The 19,641-nt window shown below is 41.1% G+C and carries 17 protein-coding genes; 10 read left to right on the plus strand and 7 right to left on the minus strand.

Annotated features, from left to right (window positions below; genetic code table 11):
• Positions 1 to 145 precede the first annotated feature (145 nt).
• Entirely contained in the window at positions 146 to 2,614 is a 2,469-nt protein-coding gene (locus tag B4Z47_RS03925) for a glutaminase family protein (RefSeq protein WP_070567163.1), read from the minus strand.
• 272 nt (positions 2,615 to 2,886) lie between these two features.
• Here B4Z47_RS03925 and B4Z47_RS03930 point away from each other — a divergent pair, with 272 nt between their 5' ends.
• Positions 2,887 to 4,707: a mechanosensitive ion channel family protein gene (locus B4Z47_RS03930; protein ID WP_083295994.1), complete on the plus strand. Its 1,821-nt coding sequence runs from the start codon at positions 2,887 to 2,889 to the stop codon at positions 4,705 to 4,707.
• Between the two features lie 92 nt (positions 4,708 to 4,799).
• On the opposite strand, the gene B4Z47_RS03935 is transcribed toward B4Z47_RS03930, so the two are convergent.
• Entirely contained in the window at positions 4,800 to 5,294 is a 495-nt protein-coding gene (locus tag B4Z47_RS03935; RefSeq protein ID WP_286726848.1) for a GNAT family N-acetyltransferase, read from the minus strand.
• Between the two features lie 152 nt (positions 5,295 to 5,446).
• Between B4Z47_RS03935 and B4Z47_RS03940 the strand changes: the two genes are divergently transcribed.
• The 5 genes from B4Z47_RS03940 to B4Z47_RS03960 all read left to right on the plus strand — a co-directional run bounded on the left by B4Z47_RS03940 (position 5,447) and on the right by B4Z47_RS03960 (position 8,501).
• Positions 5,447 to 5,959 (plus strand): FMN-binding negative transcriptional regulator, encoded by a 513-nt coding sequence (locus B4Z47_RS03940; RefSeq protein ID WP_083295995.1) that lies wholly within the window; start codon positions 5,447 to 5,449, stop codon positions 5,957 to 5,959.
• Positions 5,960 to 6,069: 110 nt separating this feature from the next.
• Complete coding sequence (locus B4Z47_RS03945) at positions 6,070 to 6,606, plus strand: GNAT family N-acetyltransferase (RefSeq protein WP_083296001.1); 537 nt, start codon at positions 6,070 to 6,072, stop codon at positions 6,604 to 6,606.
• 1 nt (position 6,607) lies between these two features.
• Positions 6,608 to 7,339 carry a YggS family pyridoxal phosphate-dependent enzyme gene (locus B4Z47_RS03950; protein ID WP_070566974.1) on the plus strand — a complete coding sequence of 244 codons (732 nt, stop codon included), beginning with the start codon at positions 6,608 to 6,610 and terminating at the stop codon, positions 7,337 to 7,339.
• Between the two features lie 11 nt (positions 7,340 to 7,350).
• Complete coding sequence (locus tag B4Z47_RS03955) at positions 7,351 to 8,088, plus strand: type 1 glutamine amidotransferase (protein ID WP_070566976.1); 738 nt, start codon at positions 7,351 to 7,353, stop codon at positions 8,086 to 8,088.
• Between the two features lie 89 nt (positions 8,089 to 8,177).
• Positions 8,178 to 8,501, plus strand: coding sequence for a hypothetical protein (locus B4Z47_RS03960; protein WP_070566978.1), 324 nt, complete (start codon positions 8,178 to 8,180; stop codon positions 8,499 to 8,501).
• 143 nt (positions 8,502 to 8,644) lie between these two features.
• Here B4Z47_RS03960 and B4Z47_RS03965 read toward each other — a convergent pair whose 3' ends face one another.
• Positions 8,645 to 8,935, minus strand: coding sequence for a putative quinol monooxygenase (locus B4Z47_RS03965; protein WP_070567167.1), 291 nt, complete (start codon positions 8,933 to 8,935; stop codon positions 8,645 to 8,647).
• An 80-nt stretch (positions 8,936 to 9,015) separates the two neighbouring features.
• Complete coding sequence (locus B4Z47_RS03970; protein ID WP_070566979.1) at positions 9,016 to 9,627, minus strand: NAD(P)H-dependent oxidoreductase; 612 nt, start codon at positions 9,625 to 9,627, stop codon at positions 9,016 to 9,018.
• 97 nt (positions 9,628 to 9,724) lie between these two features.
• Between B4Z47_RS03970 and B4Z47_RS03975 the strand changes: the two genes are divergently transcribed.
• Positions 9,725 to 10,621: a LysR family transcriptional regulator gene (locus tag B4Z47_RS03975; RefSeq protein WP_046675049.1), complete on the plus strand. Its 897-nt coding sequence runs from the start codon at positions 9,725 to 9,727 to the stop codon at positions 10,619 to 10,621.
• Between the two features lie 44 nt (positions 10,622 to 10,665).
• On the opposite strand, the gene B4Z47_RS03980 is transcribed toward B4Z47_RS03975, so the two are convergent.
• Both B4Z47_RS03980 and B4Z47_RS03985 read right to left on the minus strand, forming a co-directional pair.
• Positions 10,666 to 11,361, minus strand: a complete 696-nt coding sequence (locus tag B4Z47_RS03980) for a LytR/AlgR family response regulator transcription factor (RefSeq protein WP_070566981.1) — start codon at positions 11,359 to 11,361, stop codon at positions 10,666 to 10,668.
• 3 nt (positions 11,362 to 11,364) lie between these two features.
• Positions 11,365 to 12,375, minus strand: a complete 1,011-nt coding sequence (locus B4Z47_RS03985; RefSeq protein WP_286726849.1) for a sensor histidine kinase — start codon at positions 12,373 to 12,375, stop codon at positions 11,365 to 11,367.
• A 172-nt stretch (positions 12,376 to 12,547) separates the two neighbouring features.
• On the opposite strand from B4Z47_RS03985, the gene B4Z47_RS03990 reads away from it, so the two are divergent.
• The 3 genes from B4Z47_RS03990 to B4Z47_RS04000 are packed head-to-tail and all read left to right on the plus strand — an operon-like array spanning position 12,548 to position 18,356.
• Positions 12,548 to 13,936, plus strand: a complete 1,389-nt coding sequence (locus tag B4Z47_RS03990; protein ID WP_286726851.1) for a TolC family protein — start codon at positions 12,548 to 12,550, stop codon at positions 13,934 to 13,936.
• 10 nt (positions 13,937 to 13,946) lie between these two features.
• Positions 13,947 to 17,237, plus strand: a complete 3,291-nt coding sequence (locus B4Z47_RS03995; RefSeq protein WP_070566987.1) for an efflux RND transporter permease subunit — start codon at positions 13,947 to 13,949, stop codon at positions 17,235 to 17,237.
• Between the two features lie 21 nt (positions 17,238 to 17,258).
• Positions 17,259 to 18,356: an efflux RND transporter periplasmic adaptor subunit gene (locus tag B4Z47_RS04000; protein WP_070566989.1), complete on the plus strand. Its 1,098-nt coding sequence runs from the start codon at positions 17,259 to 17,261 to the stop codon at positions 18,354 to 18,356.
• Between the two features lie 151 nt (positions 18,357 to 18,507).
• Here the strand turns inward: B4Z47_RS04000 and B4Z47_RS04005 are convergent, their stop codons facing one another.
• Positions 18,508 to 19,341, minus strand: a complete 834-nt coding sequence (locus B4Z47_RS04005) for a hypothetical protein (protein WP_139145020.1) — start codon at positions 19,339 to 19,341, stop codon at positions 18,508 to 18,510.
• Between the last annotated feature and the right edge of the window lie 300 nt (positions 19,342 to 19,641).

A 19,641-nucleotide genomic window follows, 5' to 3' on the forward strand; every position in this document is an offset into this window, starting at 1 on the left:
TTTCGATACCGTAAAATACGGGATATTGAAACGCATAACCCTATAAACAAACGGCGAGCAATTCTTTAATTGCCCGCCGTCTTATTAACTAAACACAAACTAAATATTTCATTGTGGACTCCCGTCTCCTACTCATTTTCCTCATTTATTTCTGTTTCATGATATCCGCTAAAAGTTTCATGTAAAAACCTCCAACAACACTACGCGCCTTGAAGTTTTCGCGGATCCCCGTAGTCGAATCATAAAAATCATTTAATGGGACACGGGATTCCGTTTGAATCGCATGATTATAGACTGGTTTTATCAAAGCTTCAAATGCTTCTCTTGATGGAGCAAATGATGCCGTCCAAAGAATCCAGTCATTTTTTGTGTACGCTTTACGGCTATCCAATGGTATGCCGAATCTATTTTGCTTGGTCAGATAATACTTAATTTCTGTATCATACACTTTCTGTGGAAATAGATTCAATCCCAACACTTTGTCCCAGATCAAATTATATTTTTGACTCCAGGTATTTTTATCATCAAATGTCAGTGCATAATGATCACCAGCATATGCCATTTCCATCCATTTCGGAACCATTTCCTCGGCAATTGCACGGTATTTTTTTGCTATTGCGGTTTCACCAATGGCCTCCGCTAGCTGCGCATAACAAGCAATACCAACGATAGCCTTAACAGATAAATTGGCATTTCGTGCAAGGTGACCGGCAAAATCATCTGTACATAGCTGCGTTTTAGGGTCAAAACCATCTTTAACGAGATAATCTACCCATGTTGTCAATGTTTTCCAATGCTTCCTGGCATAGTCAGCATTCCCTTGCACTTTTGCGATTGCAGCAGTTAAAATAATCATATTGCCCGATTCCTCCACAGGCATAGGTTCACCATAGGTTTGACCATTGGCCAATGGATACGTACCCAAATCGTGCGCTGCCCAAGGATAGGGATATTTACCGCTCTCACTAAAATAAAATATTCCACTTAACATCCCTTTCAACAACTCCGGATTATAGATCAGATACAATGGCGCTGAAGGATAAGTGACATCGACCGTATTGATGAATCCGCCACTATTATTTTCTTTGGAAAGCCATAGTAGTTCGTTTTGTGGACTTTTCACCAAGGTATGTGCTGCAATACTTTGACGATAAGCGAGAACGCTAAGGTGTGCATACTCTTTTCCACCCGATTTTAGCGCATCTGCATACACTGTTTTGTCGAATGCCACGCACTTATCGAGTACCTTACGATACTCATCTGCAGCCAAAGTCAGCTGATTTTCCATCGTTTCTTTACCGGAGTTGTTCCACCATGGTCTCAAATTATTTTTGAAATACTGAATCGCATAAATTTCATCGTACCCAACCTCTACAAAACGTTCCTCCACTTTCGCCCCCACATTGCCAAATGGAATGACCGTGTTCAGCGCAAGTGATGTCCCCTTAACAGTTTTTACCGATGTCGTTGTTCCCTTTCTAAAGGCGTCTACGGCTCCGCCTCTCGGACTAATAAACTGTTGCGTTTTATCCCGCTTCGGCGCAGCAACATAAAAATACCCCCAGTCTATCCGCATATCATCGGCCCCTTTCTGCAGAATAGGCTGTTCGACCGTTCCCGTCTTTAGTACAGACAATTTTGCCGTCTCATATTTTTCGGCGATCACCTCCTGTGAAGGTTTATACACCGCAATATTTGTGGATGCACTTAGAAAAACTTTAACCGCATGCTGCTTGCCATCGTTTGCTTTGACGTTATACGTGATATAGCTTACCGGTCGAGCCAATAAATTCAGATCTTCCATAAGCAAAGGCGACGTAAAAGTTAATTTTAGATCAACCTTACCTGCCTGAAAGTTATAAACCGTACGCGTCGCTGTTATTTCTACATCGTTTTGCACGGCTTCTTCAATCCGTGCCCCACGCTCTTTAAGCCTGTCAACCAAACCAAAATCGAGATAACGACCGCCAGCACTATTCTTCAAATGGATGGCAATATTATTTTGCCCAGCCTTCAAATTCGTCTTGTCAATCGGTATATACTGAAAGTTGTTGGTCCAACCTACTTTTTCGTAAACCTTCTTCCCATTCAAAAATACGTCTATATTATCATCATGATTGAGTTTTAAAAACAACTCATTAATACCCTTCGGATCCGCTACGGAAAACTCGCGTCTCACCCAGATATCGTCCGATTTCCAAAGGGTTTTTACCTGCTTCTCGTCATCACCTATGGGTGCAAGTCCCGATTTCCACGTATCCGTATTATAAGCGGAAGATTCCCAGCCACCTTGAGGTTTTGATTCTGTATACTGTACCGTATAAGATTTATCTTCGGCAGTCGGTAGAATAACCGCATAACTCGGTTCCTCTTTGCCAAGAAAACGATAAATATGACCATCAACATCAATTAAGCCCAACAGCGAATGATCAGCGTCTGTCCAGTGCTTTGTTGTCGATGCATGAAGCTGATCTGTCATTGACCATATACTAAAATTGGGGTTGTGTGTAATCAATGGATAAGCCGGAGCTTTGCGTTCTTGGGCTTGTCCATCTAAAACAGTGGAAACACAGGCTACAATAACACAGAGACATATCTTCCCAAGTTTGTTCATTGCATAAATAGATTTTTGAAAAGGTTTAATCATATTTTTTAGATAAAATTAGCTATACAGTTTTTCGTATTGAGCATATGCTCAATCGTTTTAACAAAGAAAGTCGGAATAAGTTAAATTCAGCTGTCGCATCGTATCATTTTACCTTCAATTTATATCATATTTGACGATCTGCCGTCTAATCGAGATAATTATTATCTTTGAGAACCTGTCCGATCGTTATGCGCAAAATAACCTAGTAAACATCGGCATTCAATTTTACCAATAACACGATGAGAAGTATTTACGTTTATTTCTTAATGACTATATCTTGTCTATTTTCAACGAGCGCACCGCTTTATGCACAAGAAACAGATTCGGTCAATAAAAAAGAATTGGATCTAAGTTCCCTACTGAACGGAATTAGACAACAGCAAATTAATGATTCTCTTGAACGGGTAAAGCTTCAGCATGAAATTGCCGATCTTAAAAGTCAAAATAGCCCCAAAAAAGAAAATTTAAAACAGCAGCTGAATGAGTTTGACGAAGAAAATAACCTTCGGAAGCAGCAGCTGAAAGTTAAAGTAGACTCCATCAAAAAAAACACAAAAAGATATGCGGTCGCGCCATTTCAGGATACGCTATTCTATATCTATAATAAACTTGGATCATCATTAGCCAAAGACCGCGCCTACAATGTGGTCAGCAGAATCCATAATCTATATGAAGACGATTTTGTGAAAGTAGATTCCTTTAAAATCGAAAACAGCGAAATAAGTGCCGACATCGTTTATAAAGATCTCGTCATAACTTCCGTCACAGAACTCGATGCCCTTCTTGAAGGAAAAAGCAAAGAAGAGATTGCGGCAAACTACCTAAAAAGAATTCAGGATTCAATCAAAACGGAACGTGCTGATAACAGCATTACAAAACTTCTTACGCGTATTGGGCTTGTATTTCTCATTCTAGTCGTTTTTTCGATATTGATTCTATTGATAAACAAATTGAAAAAATATGGTACGCGACGTATATTGACAGAAAGAACACAGCGGATCAAAGACATTAAGATCAAAAATTACGTCCTTGTCACCTCCGTACAAAAAACACGGATGTTTATTAATGCCATAAATATCTTACGTTGGGGCTTGATCGTACTCATTGCCTTTATCATGCTGCCGATTGTCTTTAGTGTCTTTCCATTTACACAGAGCTGGGCATCCAATCTCATTGGACTTTTTACAAAGCCCCTGAAGACTGCAGTTTTGGCCATTTGGGATTATATTCCCAATCTGATTACTGTATTTGTCATACTCGTTGTCATGCGGTATGCCGTTCGATTCATAAAGTATATTTTTAGCGAAATTGACAAAGGCAAATTAGAGGTCAATGGTTTTCATCGCGATTTTGCCATGCCAACCTTTACTATTGTTCGTTTTCTGCTCCAAGCCTTCACGCTGGTGCTCATATTCCCTTACTTACCCGGCGCAAATTCAGATATCTTTAAAGGAATATCCGTATTTATTGGTGTCCTGTTCTCTTTGGGGTCATCTTCTGCGATTTCCAATATCATAGCGGGGCTTGTGATCACCTATATGCGTCCTTTCCGTATCGGAGACCGTATCACTATCGCCGACAAAACGGGCGTTGTTATCGAAAAATCCCCCCTGGTAACCAGGCTTCGAACGATAAAAAATGAAGAAATTACCATTCCCAATTCCTCGGTACTTTCGGGAAATACCGTCAATTATTCGACATTCTCTGAAGAGGGAATTTGTTTTCAGGTGGAATTGACAGTCGGTTATGAAGAACCTTGGCAACGTATCCACGAATTGCTGCTGAACATCCCGCCACGAATAAAAAGAGTCAACCTTAGTCCTGCCCCATTCGTCTTGCAAAAAAAATTAGACGACTTTTATGTTTTATATGAACTGAATGTCTACATCGCTAGATCCGCGGAAATTGAACTGGCAAAATCTGAAATTTTTCAATTGATCCTCGATGACTTTTTAGCGGCAGGAATTGAAATGAATGGTCCACACCTATTTGCCAAAGTTGATCATGTCCAGCAATATAATCCGAAAGCACCCAACAGTTCGCACGAAAACGAACTTTAAAGCTTGTTTCCATGCGCTGTATTTTATAGATCAGTTGCTGCGTTCAGACCGGACTGAACGCAGTAATTGATCAACAGCAGGAAGCAGGTTAACTAAAGATTCAAAACATAGATCAGCTCTTCTGCTTTGACCCCATCAGGCCAAACGACATCTCTTGAATGTGTATACGCAAAGTTAAACGATTGATTTGCAGCTCTCGAGGCTTCGTTACCAACCCCATGAGATACCGTAATCCGGAGGCAGCCTTGTTCACGTGCCCATGTTATACGCGCTTCATAAAACAAGCGGGACAACCCCCGGCCTCTATGGCCTTCCTGAATGAAAGACGCGATCAAAATCGCATTTGATTCATCCGTCCGATCCAACACGACACCAGTCAGCCCAATCAATAATTCTTGGTTATACAAACCGAATATCGCACACTTGGGATTGCCCAGTAAGGCCATCCACTCGGCATCACTACAAGCCGCTTCCTTTTGATAATTGCTACCGAACACCTCAGGAGCAGAAGATAAGGCCTCCAGTCTTATCTTTTTGTATTGCTGCCATTCTCCTATTTCTAAACGTCTTAGCTCATATTTCTCCATTTTTGGCGTCTTTTTTTGCTTATCTTTTAACGTAAATATACTTAAGCAAGCGCAATAAATGAACACTGGACCAGCTACATTATTCAATTTGGACTAGCTCATTTGCACCCATTGGCCGTAATTTTGAATTAAATCAAGAAATAGCTATTTGCATGTATGTACCCAAACATTTCCAGTTCGAAGATTACGCAGAAAAGGTTGAATTTATGCAACAATATAGTTTTGCCACCATCGTATCGGTTAAAGAGGGGATTCCAATAGCAACCCAGCTCCCCTTCCACATCCGTACAGATAAAGATCAGCTGCTTTTAACATCACACTTCGCTCGCGCAAACGAACAAGCCAATTATATCGAAAATACACCGTCATTAGTCATTTTCTCCGAACCACATGCTTATATCTCGCCACAGCACTACGACAAGGAGGAAAGTGTACCAACCTGGGACTACATTGCGGTTCATGCCTATGGTCTTGCATCTATCCTTACGGAGGAAAAAGCAATAAACAAGGCTTTAGAGCAAATGATCCTCAGTTACGACGAAGCTTATCTAACACAATGGAACAATCTCTCCGATCGCTTCAAAAGTGGCATGATGCGAGGTATCATCGCCTTCGAACTTGTCGTTACGGATTTACAGGGCCAAAAAAAAATTAGGTCAAAATAAAAGTGAAACAGAAAAACAGCGTATCCGCGATTTTCTGAAAAATAGCGACAATGAGCTCGAAAGAAATATTGCCGCAGCAATGAAAAATGGATCAATAAGTAATGAAAAAAATGAACAAAAATAACACCGAAATAGCCATCACTAAAGTAAAACTAACAGATATTGACCTGCTGCAGCATATTGGAAAAGAAACATTTATCCAGACCTTTTCAGACACAAACACCGAAGAGAACATGAAGACTTATCTAACGGAAGGTTTTGCAAGAGAAAAATTATTGGCCGAGCTCTGCCATGATGAGTCTGAATTTTACTTCGCCGTTTTAGAAAATAATGTTATCGGTTACTTAAAAATAAATACCGGACAAGCGCAGACCGAAAACCAAAGCCCACAGGCATTGGAAATTGAACGCATCTATGTTCTACAGGAATTTCACGGTAGAAAAGTGGGGCAGCTATTGTTCGAGAAAGCACTAGTCTTAGCTCAAAAAAAAGCAGTTTCATTTATCTGGCTTGGTGTTTGGGAAAAAAATTCCCGCGCGATCAATTTCTATCGGAAAAATGGCTTTGTGGCATTCGACAAGCATATATTTCAACTGGGCGACGATAAGCAAATCGATATTATGATGAAAAAAACAATACAACCGTAACATGGATGAGTTTATTACAGAGAATATACGCATTATACAACAGCGTATCGACAAAGCGTGCAAAGCAAATCAGCGCGACCCACGCGAAGTAAAATTATTGCTAGCGACTAAAACCGTACCTGCCGAACGTATCGAAATCGCACTGCAAACTGGTCAAACCTTAATTGCCGAAAATAAAGTACAGGAATTAAAAGACAAATTTGAGTATTTAAATACTATTCCGCATGTTAATCATTTTATTGGCCACCTGCAAACCAATAAAATCAAGGATCTGCTTAAATACAACGTATCCTGCATCCATTCAATAGATCGTATAGATCTTGCCGAAAAATTGCATCAACGACTTTTAAAAGAAGATAAAACCATGGAGGTGCTCATTCAGGTGAATACTTCCTTTGAAGAGAGCAAGTACGGCGCTGCTCCAAAGGAAGTGATCGATCTAGTACAGCAAATAGCAACATTAAACACACTAAAGATTAAAGGATTGATGACGATAGGTCTATTGAGTGCCGAGGCCGAACAGGTACGAGCCTGTTTCAAATTGCTTAGACATATTCAACAACAAATTATAGCCCTAGCTATTCCTGATGTATCGATGAAAGAACTGTCGATGGGCATGAGCGGGGATTTAGAAATAGCTATAGCGGAAGGCGCGACGATTGTCAGGGTAGGAACGGCAATTTTTGGACAGCGTCCTACTCCAAATAGTTATTACTGGAACGAAAACCGATAACATAAAAACCAATGCGGATACATTTTATACAACACGAAGTTTTTGAAGCACCCGGAGCCTATTTAGCCTGGGCAGAAAAACAACAGCATGAGGTCACCTTTTCCCAGGTCTACCAACAGGACCTTCTGCCAGACGAAATTGATTCCGTCGATGTATTGATCATTATGGGCGGACCTCAAAGCCCAGATTCATCCCCTTCCGAATACCCTTATTTTGACGCTAAGGCCGAAATCGCCTTTATCCGCCGATGTATTGATGCAGGCAAGGCAGTTGTTGGTATATGCCTGGGCGCACAACTGATTGGCGAAGCGCTATTGGCAAAGTATGAACATAGTCCACAAAAAGAAATTGGGGTTTTCCCCATCACGCTTACAGCGGCAGGAATAAACGACTCCAAAATAGCACATTTTGGCAGCCCGTTATCGGTTGGACATTGGCACAACGATATGCCTGGACTTACCCCTGAAAGTGAAATCTTAGCAAGTAGCGCCGGCTGCCCTAGGCAAATTGTGCGTTATACAAATCTCGTTTACGGATTTCAATGCCATATGGAACTCACGACTGAAGTCGTCCGGCTATTGATAGCTTCAGAAGAAGATCTCCTTCTCCAAAGCCAATTGCACCAATTTGTGCAATTACCCGACGTAATTCAGGCTTATGATTACAACGAAATGAACAATAAACTTCATACATTTTTAGATTTACTTGAATGTGCATACAGGAGAAGTCTGGTCAATAAATGCGCATAACTGTTTAAATGAGGCCATAAAAATTCGTAGAGGTAATTCATTAGTTGGATAAAAAATCGTAGATTTGATATTAACACAAAGAACTATTGATGGACCTAAGACGCAGTAAACTTCTAAAAATGGGCTATGTCGCCCTTCTGGCATTTCTCCTGTACAGCTGTGTTTCCCAAAAAGAAAACAAAAAACTGACCTGGTATCAACATCAGATTATCGAGCAGCTTGTTCCGGAAACTGATTCCAGTTACAGAGTGCAAATTGGTATCATGGCTGCTACCTTCTGGCTAGATAATCAAGATGGTCAGCTGACCAAAAAATTGAATCTCCTGCAACAGAGCTACACGCAACGAAATAAAGTCGACGTCGCTGTTCAGCAAGGTACCAACAAAATCATTCGCGTCACCAAATCAGAATAGAGCACGCTCTATCTAGGCAACACAAATGATTTTGGCACCACCAATACTTCAATTATAGTTCATATCCTAGGCCCACACAAATCATCCACTACACATGTTGTTTGCTATCTTCTCAATAAGGTCCGGACAGACCACATGGTAAATTAAGCAATCTTATTCATTGCTATAATTTGAGGCGTTTCCTGTAATTTTTCACCAGCCACTTTTCCAAATGCCACAATATAAGGTTGTTGATTATGCGCATCCAAGCCCGCTTGATCTTCCCAGATTTCATAAAATATAAATTGATTTTCATCACTGTTTACCTGGTGCAGATCATACTGTATACACGCTTCTTCTTTCCTACTTGCCTCGACCATTTCTAACAATAATGCCAATACTTCTTCCCGATGTGCAGGAACTGCTTTTAAAATTGCGGTTAAATATACCTTCATGTTATTGATTTTATTTTGGTAATTTACTCTTTTCATCGCAATAACGCCATGGATAAAGCGATTTATCGATCAATAAATTTTTAGTTCAACGTAGTTTCCAAATGGAAGACCTCTTCCAAATATTGTTTATATTCCTTTTCGTAATTGTCGACACGTTCTTGAGATGCCCCCTTTTCCATATCATGAAAATGGAAACTTCCCAGGTGTTCCAATCCTGCAAACTGATTCATCTTATGAAAACCGAATAAAACACCGGCATCAACTGAATGCTGATCAAAAAACTCATTTTCCATTGTAAATGCTGTCTCAGGGGCATTCCAGCTCGAAGTCACCATGTATTTTTTACCTTGCATCAACCCCCCGGTGCCGTAATTAATTGCCGGATTCTTACGCGATCGACCATCACTCTTATAGATACCGTTGTTGTGGCCGGCCGTAAAGACTTCATCGATATAAAGTTTCAGACGATTCGGAACCTGGAACCACCATACAGGAAAATGGTAAACGATAATGTCTGCCCATTTAAAATTTTCAACTTCAACCATTGGATCAAAATCATCATTGATATTGGTAACCCTTGTTTCAAATCCATTTTCAGCCAATGTTTCAACGGTCCAATTTGTTATTGTGGTATTGAAAGAACCACCCGAGTGTGCGAATTTCTGTCCGCCGTTGATAATAAATATTTTCATCTCTATAATTTTTATTATTGATAATACAAATTTCTATCATATTTTTGAATCATACAAATAATTTAAATTGTATATTTGTATCATAAAAATAATAACTATGAAATGGAACTTAGAATGGCTTCGTACATTTAAGGCAATCTATGAAACCGGAACATTATCTGCAGCTGCACAGGAATTATTTATTTCTCAGCCGGGGGTAAGCTTACATCTGAATTCCCTGGAAGCATTTACGGGGCACAAGCTTTTTGATCGCTCTGCGCGAAGAATGGTGCCGACCGAAAAGGGGAAAATCTTGTATAACTATGTTATTGATCCGCTTAAAAAACTAGAAACCGGTGAACAGCATTTTCACAAACGGGCATTGGACGAACGTATAACGATCAGTATCGGAATGTGTTTTGAGACCTTTCAGTACACCCTCGAAGAACATATTGCCCAGCTCCCCTTCAATTTAATTATCAAATTTGGAGAATATCCGCAGATGCAACAGGATCTTGATAATGGTTTATTGGATCTTATTATTACGCCTCAAAAAGGAAACCAACAGAATCTACAGTATGAAGCTTTTTCAAAAGAACGTATTGTCTTGATTGCAGGGTGTCAGACGGATACATCCACACTGGAAGCACTGCTGAGTGCCAATAAAATTAAAGAAGCAGCTCAACTCCTTAAAAAACAATTATGGTATAGCACGGCTGCCGATATGGATCATTTAAAAAACTACTGGTCAACACACTTTGGCGAACATCCAGACTTTAGCCCCAATTATATTGTTCCCAATATTAGCTCCATCATACGCTGTTTGAGCAACAATACAGGCTTTTCGATTGTTCCTGACTTCCTATGTGCTGAAGCAATTGCATCCGGGAAAATAAAACTAATCTGGGAAGGGACATCGCCTGTCGAAAATATCCTTTACTTCGGAACTAGAAAGAAAACCATGTATCAGGAAGAAATTGGGCAGTTGGAAACGCTGTTAAAAGAGAAATGGTAGTCACCTGACTCGCTCATAGCAACAAGACCTCCATTCGCTCAGACCTATTTATTGGCTAGCCGCTCCTGTAACTCTCGACGGAAAGTAATACCGACCGGAAGGGAGGTATTATTGATCTGTACCATTCCATGCTCATATTTGATCACCTTATTGATCGAAGCAATGTAGGATTTGTGGATACGGACAAACTTTGATGCTGGCACCTGTGTGAGAATTTGTTGGGTGGTGCTTGCTGTTAAAAAAGTTTGTCCCGGGGTAACAATTTTTACGTAATTGCCAAAGCTCTGGATAAAATCGATCTGCGATAATTTAACGTCAATAATACGACCATCCATGCGTATACTAATTGATTTGGGTTCTTCTTCCTGGGGCGACACAGTCGTGTTATAGGATAAAAAACGTTGAACAGCCTTAAAAAAACGGGGAAATGAAATAGGTTTTAACAGATAATCAACAACGCCGTAATCATAACTCTCCAATGCGTATTCGGAATATGCTGTTGTCAAAATCGTTTTGGGTGGGTTATCCAGCATCTTCAGAAACTCCATCCCATTAATTTCGGGCATTTCAATATCCAGGAAGATTAAATCTACTTTGTTCTCCCGAAGAAAATCCAATGCCTCAAAAGCATTATAACATTGAGCGACCAACTGCAGATCAGTACTTCTTTCAATATAATTTACCAGGACATAATGCGCCGCAGGTTCGTCATCAACCACAATACAGCTATTTTTATTCATTGTTTAAAGATTTATAACCAATGACACCTCATACTCCTCTTTTTTGGAATTTGTCGTTAATGTATACCGATTAGGATACAAAAGTTTTAATCGCGCTATTGTATTTTCCAAACCTATTTTCGCCGAAAACACATTCCTTTTCTTGACCGGAACAGAATTTCGGACATGCAAATATAAGTTCCCTTTTTCAATCTTGATTGAAATATGTACAAAACAATCTTCAATACTGCAGGTTCCGTGTTTAAAAGCATTTTCCACAAAAGTAATCAATAACATTGGCGCTATCTGATAATTGATATCTTCCTCTTTTTGATAGTCAAATTCAATTTTCGTTCGATAGCCTAACCGCTCGCGTTCCAGTTCAATATAACTTGAAATAAAATCAATTTCATCATCCATAGGCACATACTCCCGTTCACTGCTCTCCATTTGATAACGAAGCAGCTGAGACACTTTGATGATCAATTCAGAAGTACGTTCCGGATACTTTAGATTAATACCATAAATGGTATTTAACGTGTTGAATAGAAAATGTGGGTTGAGCTGCTTTTTTAAATGCGACAGTTGCGTTTGATTGGAAAGCAGTTCGCGTCTGGTCTTCACCCGTTGAAAGCGGTAAAATTCGATAAATTGGATACTGCCCAATATGCAGATCAACGAGCCCAATAATACACCAAATTGATAATGGAATGTTTTCTGAACCAGATTCTTGTAGAGAAAACAATTCTTGTAAATGACGTTATCCGTCAGCTGTTTTAATATCAGTGCAAAAATCAGCAGCGTTGCCACCGAAGCCAGAATATACAACAGGGGTTTATTCTTTTTAAGCAGTAATGGCAATAGAAAAAAGCGATTTAGTTGCGCATGCGCATAAAGGATCAGGAAATAGAGCACCCCCATCAAAAATCCCTTCCAACTCAGGATCAAAATCCAGTCGTTCAACGTAAAGAGGATAAACGAAAAGATCAATAGGACGACTTCCTGTATCATCTTGTTCTCCAAAACCTTTCTCATAATCCTTTTTTTTTGTTAAAATTCTGTTACAAAGTAAGAGTTTTAAGTTTATAACAGCAGAAAAATAAATGACGAATTAAATTGGTCACTTTTAAACACGATAGATCATTTAAAAGGGGCCTTACAGCCTAGCTCATCGCTATCTTCGTGTCCATAAAATGATAGATAACCTATGCTGAAATTGAATTTAGTGCTGTCATTGGCTGTGTCACTTGCGACATCCTCCTCCTTCGCTCAGACGCTTACACTGCGCGACGCCGTAGAACAGGGTCTTGCAAATTATGGAAATATCAAGGCAAAGGAATATTATCTCCAGTCCTCCCTGCAGACCAATGAACAAGTCAAACGCGACTTTTGGCCCAATCTGAACATCGTAGCCCAACAGGACTTTGGAACAGTCAACGGACAAAATGGTCCGCTGTATGGATTTGGTGGGCTGGGTGTAGCTTCTTCGGGAGCCGCTCTTCCAGAACAAAATTGGAATGCCGCATTTGGTGCGCTTTACTTAGCCAATGTCAATTGGGACATTTACACCTTTGGACGAAAAAAAGAACGTATCGAATTGGCCAAATCCGATACCAAACGACTACAGGCCGATCTCGGTCAGGAACAGTTCCAGCATAAAATCAAGATCGCTGCGGCTTACCTCAATTTATTGGCTAGTCAACGATTGGAAAAAAATCAACAGATGAATCTGGATCGCGCACTGGTATTTTTAAATATTGCTGCCACCAAAGTAAAAAACGGAATATTACCCGGAGTAGATTCTACGCTTGCTTCAGCGGAAGTATCGCGCGCAAAAATCAGTCTCAATCAGGCCCGTGAAAATGTTAAGGAGCAAAACAATAAGCTGACGGTATTGATGGGGATTCCAGCGAAAAATCTCGAAATAGATACTGTTCTGGTTCAGAAAACACCTATACAGCTAACTCCGCTTTCAGGCAACTTGATTGAAAGTAATCCTATGCTGCAATTTTATAAAAGTAAAATTGAACTTGGCGAACAACAATTGAAACTATCAACCAAAGAGTATCTTCCCACTGTAAGTGCCTTTGGGGTCTTTCAGACAAGGGGATCTGGTTTTAAGAGCGACTACATTACGGATTTACAAGCATATAGCACAAATTATTGGAAAGGGGTTCGTCCCAGTAGGCAAAATTATCTCTTGGGATTGGGCATAAACTGGAATCTGACTTCGATTGCGCGTATCAATAAAAAAATCAGTGCACAGCGCTTTACGAATGATGCCCTGAGAGAAGAATACCAAACTGCCGAAGCCCAATTGACAGCACAGCTGGATGCCGCTGATGTGAAAATCCAATTGGCCCTAAAAAGTGATCTAGAAGCTCCCCGACAAGTGTCGGCAGCTCAGCAAGCTTACAATCAAAAAATGACGATGTATAAAAACGGCCTAGCGACACTTGTCGACGTGACGCAGACCCTTTATACACTAAATAGAGCCGAAACCGATCGAGAGATCGTCCACATCAATCTTTGGCAGTCGCTTTTACTAAAAGCCGCAGCTGCGGGAGATTTTGATATTTTCAACAAAGAACTATAAATAACATTACATGAATTTAATACGTTTTGCCTTACGCAAGCCGATATCCATCCTCGTACTCGTATTGGGACTTATTGTCTTTGGCATAGGTGCCGTTCGATCGATCAAGGTGGATATCCTGCCAAAAATGAACCTTCCGGTTATTTATATTGCCCATCCATTTGGTGGCTATTCGCCGGATCAAATGGAATCTTATTTTGCCAAAAACTACGTCAATATCCTTCTTTTTGCCAATGGGGTCAAGTCTATTGAGACCAAGAATATTCAAGGTCTGACCTTAATGAAAGTATCGTATTACGAAGACACCAACATGGCCCAGGCTGCAGCCGAGCTAAGTGCCCTGGCCAATCGGATCCAAGCCTCCTTTCCTCCAGGCTCACAACCGCCGTTCATCATTCGCTTTGACGCCTCATCCCTCCCTGTAGGCCAACTGGTATTGAGCAGTAACAAGCGTTCTAACAACGAACTACAAGATCTAGCCAACGTCTATGTCCGGGCATCGTTTACGTCAATCCCTGGTCTACTGTCGCCCCCTCCTTTTGGGGGAAGTCCACGTACAATTGAGGTCAACGTTGATCCCGATTTAATGCGGAACCACAATATGACGCCCGATCAGGTTGTAGAAGCGCTAAGACTGAACAATCAAACTGCCCCGGCAGGAAACGTACGCATTCAGGATAAAAACTACATTACGCCGACCAATAATACCATTAAAGAGGTCAAAGATTTTGAAAAAATCCCGCTATTTAAAGGTGGTGTACAAAATCTTTACCTTGGAGATATCGCTACGGTAAAGGACGGAGCTGATGTTACTGCAGGCTACGCCTTGGTCAACGGCAAGCGCTCCGTATACGTCAGTATTGCCAAAGCTGGCGATGCCTCCACATGGGAAGTCGTCCAGAACTTAAAAGCAGCTTTACCAAAAATTCAGGAGAATTTACCCGACGACGTCAAGTTATCGTATGAATTTGATCAATCCGTTTATGTCATCAATTCGGTAAAGAGTTTGATTACCGAAGGTGCCATCGGAGCTATCCTGACCGGACTTATGGTGCTCCTATTTTTAGGTGATCGAAGAGCCGCGCTGATCGTTATCCTGACCATACCGATATCCGTGATATCCGGAGTGCTCTTTCTGAAACTCTTCGGGCAGACCATCAACCTCATGTCCCTCAGCGGACTAGCCCTGGCTATTGGTATCTTGGTCGACGAAAGTACGGTAACGATCGAGAATATACACCAGCATCTGGATATGGGTAAACCCAAAGCCTTGGCTATCTGGGATGCCTGTAAGGAGATCGCCTTACCAAAATTATTGATCCTGCTCTGTATATTAGCCGTATTTGCACCTGCATTTACCATGACGGGAATTCCGGGCTCGCTATTTCTTCCCTTGGCCCTGTCCATTGGATTTTCGATGATCGTATCCTTTCTTCTTTCGCAGACATTCGTTCCCATCATGGCAAACTGGTTTATGAAAGATCATGCCCATAAGGCTCCACATGCGACCAAATCCGAGGGTTTAAATGCAGATGAAGCCCAGTTTGCAGCATCTGGACTGACCGTAGAATCCGAACAGGATACCTTGAATCAGAAGAAACTATTGGTGGAACGTGACGACTTTAACAACGATGGAAAGATCAGTATTTTTGAACGGTTCAGAAACAGATTCATGAAAATGCTCGATCGCTTGTTCAAAAGAAAGAAAACCATTACGGTGATCTATCTGCTTGGAGCGCTAAGTCTTGTTGTCATTTTACTTTCCACGATAGGCCAGGATGTATTTCCGAAAGTCAACTCCAGCCAGTTTCAAATGCGCCTTCGTGCCGCTGAAGGTACACGTATCGAACGCACCGAAGAAAAAGCAAAACTGGCGCTGGCCGAACTGGAAAAACTGGTTGGCAAAGAACATATTAGCATATCTTCTGTCTATATCGGTCAGCACCCCGGGCAGTTTTCAGTATCGCCGATCTATCTTTTCATGGCCGGTCCACATGAAGCTGTTTTCCAAATAGCACTGAAAGACTACCATCATGATATGGACAGTTTCCGTGATGAATACCGAAAACGCCTGAAAGCAGCAGTTCCCGATGTACAGGTATCCTTTGAACCGATCGAACTTACGGATAAAGTATTAAGCCAGGGGTCGCCTACCCCTATTGAAGTTCGGATAGCAGGAAAAAACAAAAAGAACAACGAAAAGTACGCCGGAAAATTGATCGAGGAACTAAAAGCCATCCCCTACTTTAGAGATGTACAATTAGCACAATCCATTAAATATCCTTCGTACGATATTAAAATAGATCGCATTAGAGCTGCACAATTGGGTATCGATCTCAGCGAAGTGACACGATCGCTTATCGCGTCCACCTCATCTTCGCGTTATACCGAAAAAAACACCTGGATCGATGAAAAAGCAGGACTCTCGTATAATGTCCAAGTTCAGGTTCCCATCGATAAAATGAAAGATGAGAAAGAAATCGGTGAAATCCCTTTATTGAAAAATTCGGCGCGACCAATACTGAGCGACGTTGCAACCATCACACCGTCCTTCACTTATGGAGAAAATGACAATTTGGGCGCGATGCCCTATGTATCAGTTACAGCAAATATTGATCATACCGATTTGAAAACAGCCTCCAAAGATGTAAAACGTAGTATCAAAGCCCTTGGTGAACTCCCGCGTGGATTATCCATGGAGCAAATAGGCCTCGGAAAAGTATTGGAAGAAACCATGAGCAGCCTTGAATCTGGTTTGGCTGTTGCCATTATCGTTATATTCCTGATGCTATCAGCCAATTTCCAATCGTTCAAAGTTTCTATGGTTGTACTCACCACAGTTCCTGCGGTGGTGCTGGGGTCATTACTTCTATTGTTGTTAACCGGATCTACCCTCAACTTACAATCCTACATGGGGATTATCATGTCGGTGGGTGTATCCATTGCGAACGCTGTTCTCCTCATCACCAATGCCGAACATATCCGTCGGCATCATGGAGATGCGCTGGCTGCCGCTCGTGAGGCAGCATCCTTACGGCTTAGACCCATTATCATGACCAGTTTAGCCATGATTGTAGGCATGCTCCCTATGGCCATTGGCCATGGTGAAGGTGGTGAACAAGTTTCACCACTCGGTAGAGCCGTCATTGGCGGATTACTATTTTCAACATTTGCCGTACTCGTCATCTTACCGCTCATATTTGCTTGGGCGCAAGAAAAAAGCAGTACACAATCGATCTCATTAGATCCTGAAGACAAAGAAAGTAAACACTATATTGCCGCATTAAAACCTTTATCGTAAAAGCAGTATAATCTATAAAATATGAAAAATAATTTGTTCAAAATATTATCTATCGCCGGCCTGATCGCATCCTTAGCAGGATGCCATTCGGCAGCCGAGGAAAATGTCAAAAAAGAAAGTCCCGAAGCTGCAGCTCCGGCAATGGAGACATTTGTACCTTCCAAACAGAAATTAACCAATAAAATGCAGATCCCTGGGGAAATCACGGGATTCCAGCAGGTCGAAATTTACGCCAAGGTCAGTAGCTATGTCAAAAGCCTCAATGTGGACATCGGCAGTAAAGTGCATGCAGGCCAGTTGTTGGCTGTCTTGGAAGCTCCCGAATTGAGTTCACAGCTATCTGCTGCAAAATCGCGGCTCAAATCGCAAGAAGCAGTTTATATGGCTACAAAGAGCACTTACGATAGACTCTTCGAAACCAGCAAGGTGGAAGGAACTGTGGCTAGACTCGATCTTGAGGTTGCTGAGTCAAAAAAGAATGCTGATTTTGCCCAGTACCAAGCCGCTAAATCAGCCTATGCAGAAGTACAAAACCTCTTGAATTATTTGGAAATCAGAGCACCCTTCGACGGTGTCATCGCAACAAGAAATGTCAATCAAGGCGCCTATGTTGGTCCAGCTGGCCGTGGTTCGGAAATGCCCATCATGACCATTCAACAACAACGCAAACTGAGGTTAGCCGTTGCTGTTCCGGAACAATATTCGGGTTTCCTGACCGAAAACCAGCCCTTACAATTTACCGTCAAATCATTGCCGGGGCAAACCTTCTCGGGTAAGATCGCTCGTAAATCGGGTGCCCTGGACAGCCGGTTAAGATCCGAACGGGTAGAAATTGACATTAACAATACCGACAACAAGTTATTGCCGGGCATGGTTGCAGAGGTCGAATTGCCTTTAACATCTCAGGATAGTACTTTTGTTGTACCGAAATCAGCCGTATTTACTTCGGGCGAAGGAAGTTTTGTGATTGCTGTTGTTTCGAACAAAACACAACGTATTCCTGTACAGAAAGGACGCAGCATCGATGGTCAGATCGAAATATTTGGCGACTTAAAACAAGACACCAAATTGGTCAGCAAAGCGGATGAAGAGATTATAGACGGTACATCAGTCAAATAGGACATCTCCTAATTCCTAAACAAAAGAAAGACCGAACCCATAACCGGATTCGGTCTTTCTAATTTATTCGGTTTTTCTAATTTAAATGCCCATAAATTTAAAGGGTTGGGCAGCCTTAAACAGGTTATTTGAAATGCCTTTTTGACAAGCACTATTCAGCTGCTTTCGGGTCAATTGCTGCTGCTGCTGCAGTTAGTGCTAAGGCCCCGCCAACGATCATAGCCTCCTGCCCCTTTTTTTCCTTAACAGCCAGCACGTCTCCACGCTTATTATACAGTTCAATAATATTATTAAGCGCTACTGAACCGGTCTGCCAAAGCTGGGCAGCATAAAATTTTTGCTCCGTAGTTTTAACAATGGCTTTACCATCTTCTAAAATCGAATAACTTAAATAACTACGTAAACTGTAAGGTGAATCAGCGCCTTCAAATCGAGCAAGTTTTACCGCAAAACTCTCGCCATTCATATCATACATATACACTTTTTCTTTTTGGGATGATCGTACAATGGATTTAACATCGTTTTTAAAATCAAAATAATGCCCATCCACATAGGCATGTGGTGGGATAAGCACCACATCTTTAGGCAAACTTACCGATCCTGTGATAGAACCGTTTACCCAAGTATCATTGAATATAGTGGATTTACTAGCGTTTATATCGTAAACCGAAGCATTCATCTTTCCATTAAAAGCAGCTTGTTCAACAGAATAACCTTGCGTTTTACCATTAATAATCATGGCCGAATTTTTAAGATCCCATAAGATCGGTTTATCGATTTTATTTTCTATTCGAAGGTAAATTCGACCATTTCTGTCGGCAAAGGAATAATCAATTTGTACTGTATCATTATTAAATGAAAACGTTCCCTTGTCTTCATCTTTTTTTACATTCTCCCCATTGAATGTCATGAGATAGTTGGAAGAACAGGCTGAAAGAAAAACAGCACAATACGTTAGCGTGAGAACTTTGAATACTTTTCGCATAAAATCAGGATATCTTAGTGTAATTGCAACGGCACGAGTGCTGTTGTACAACAATATAAAAAACTATTATTAAAAAAACAACGAAACGACATAAAATAATTTCCTAATTAGGGTATTAATCGCAAAGTATCACTGTTTCTATCAAAATAGTACATGATCGTCATAAAGCAGTAAATGGCCCTCTTTTATCGTCCGATACAGCTTTGAAATTGCTTTACATCAGTTTACATAATAACAGGGATATTGCAGGGGGTTAACAGGGGGTTAGCAGGGGTAAATCCCCAGTTAACCCCCTGTTAA

Origin of the sequence: Sphingobacterium sp. UBA2610, from assembly GCF_002339225.1 — a bacterium.
In the GTDB taxonomy this organism is placed as follows: domain Bacteria; phylum Bacteroidota; class Bacteroidia; order Sphingobacteriales; family Sphingobacteriaceae; genus Sphingobacterium; species Sphingobacterium multivorum.

What these genes read in the sequence shown, in the direction of transcription:
- B4Z47_RS03970 (WP_070566979.1), bottom strand. Translation starts at nt 9,627, where the DNA reads ATGAAAATATTTATTATCAACGGCGGACAGAAATTCGCACACTCGGGT.
- B4Z47_RS03925 (WP_070567163.1), bottom strand. Translation starts at nt 2,614, where the DNA reads ATGAACAAACTTGGGAAGATATGTCTCTGTGTTATTGTAGCCTGTGTT.
- B4Z47_RS03965 (WP_070567167.1), bottom strand. Translation starts at nt 8,935, where the DNA reads ATGAAGGTATATTTAACCGCAATTTTAAAAGCAGTTCCTGCACATCGG.
- B4Z47_RS03980 (WP_070566981.1), bottom strand. Translation starts at nt 11,361, where the DNA reads ATGAATAAAAATAGCTGTATTGTGGTTGATGACGAACCTGCGGCGCAT.
- B4Z47_RS03985 (WP_286726849.1), bottom strand. Translation starts at nt 12,375, where the DNA reads ATGAGAAAGGTTTTGGAGAACAAGATGATACAGGAAGTCGTCCTATTG.
- B4Z47_RS04005 (WP_139145020.1), bottom strand. Translation starts at nt 19,341, where the DNA reads ATGCGAAAAGTATTCAAAGTTCTCACGCTAACGTATTGTGCTGTTTTT.
- B4Z47_RS03940 (WP_083295995.1), top strand. Translation starts at nt 5,447, where the DNA reads ATGTATGTACCCAAACATTTCCAGTTCGAAGATTACGCAGAAAAGGTT.
- B4Z47_RS03995 (WP_070566987.1), top strand. Translation starts at nt 13,947, where the DNA reads ATGAATTTAATACGTTTTGCCTTACGCAAGCCGATATCCATCCTCGTA.
- B4Z47_RS03990 (WP_286726851.1), top strand. Translation starts at nt 12,548, where the DNA reads ATGCTGAAATTGAATTTAGTGCTGTCATTGGCTGTGTCACTTGCGACA.
- B4Z47_RS03930 (WP_083295994.1), top strand. Translation starts at nt 2,887, where the DNA reads ATGAGAAGTATTTACGTTTATTTCTTAATGACTATATCTTGTCTATTT.
- B4Z47_RS03975 (WP_046675049.1), top strand. Translation starts at nt 9,725, where the DNA reads ATGAAATGGAACTTAGAATGGCTTCGTACATTTAAGGCAATCTATGAA.
- B4Z47_RS03945 (WP_083296001.1), top strand. Translation starts at nt 6,070, where the DNA reads ATGAACAAAAATAACACCGAAATAGCCATCACTAAAGTAAAACTAACA.
- B4Z47_RS04000 (WP_070566989.1), top strand. Translation starts at nt 17,259, where the DNA reads ATGAAAAATAATTTGTTCAAAATATTATCTATCGCCGGCCTGATCGCA.
- B4Z47_RS03960 (WP_070566978.1), top strand. Translation starts at nt 8,178, where the DNA reads ATGGACCTAAGACGCAGTAAACTTCTAAAAATGGGCTATGTCGCCCTT.
- B4Z47_RS03950 (WP_070566974.1), top strand. Translation starts at nt 6,608, where the DNA reads ATGGATGAGTTTATTACAGAGAATATACGCATTATACAACAGCGTATC.
- B4Z47_RS03935 (WP_286726848.1), bottom strand. Translation starts at nt 5,294, where the DNA reads ATGGAGAAATATGAGCTAAGACGTTTAGAAATAGGAGAATGGCAGCAA.
- B4Z47_RS03955 (WP_070566976.1), top strand. Translation starts at nt 7,351, where the DNA reads ATGCGGATACATTTTATACAACACGAAGTTTTTGAAGCACCCGGAGCC.